The sequence below is a fragment of the Pseudoduganella ginsengisoli genome, from assembly GCF_009720865.1.
GTDB lineage: Bacteria > Pseudomonadota > Gammaproteobacteria > Burkholderiales > Burkholderiaceae_D > Rugamonas > Rugamonas ginsengisoli.
Map to the genome: position 1 here is coordinate 1 of NZ_WNLA01000118.1, position 255 is coordinate 255.

At 64.3% G+C, this 255-nt stretch carries 1 protein-coding gene; it reads right to left on the reverse strand.

The genetic code is table 11. From position 1 onward, the window contains the following. Positions 1–255: Ig-like domain-containing protein (locus GM668_RS30830; protein WP_170305940.1), on the reverse strand; the 255-nt coding region annotated here is incomplete at both ends.

Below are 255 nucleotides of genomic sequence, written 5' to 3' on the forward strand. Positions count from 1 at the left end.
TTCCTGCGTGACCGTGTACGCAATGTCGACGCCGGTAGCTGCCGCCGTGTGCGTCACGCTCCAGTTGCCGCTGGCGTCGGCCACGGCATTGCCCACTTCCACCCCGCCGGCATACAGATGCACTTTGACGCCGGCTTCCGCGCCACCGCCGGCAAACACCGGATTGAGAGCGTTGGTGATGTTGTCGGTATTCGATGAGCCGTTATCCGAAGTGGCCTGCAAGTCCGGCGCCGCCAATTGCGGCTGGCCAGTGTC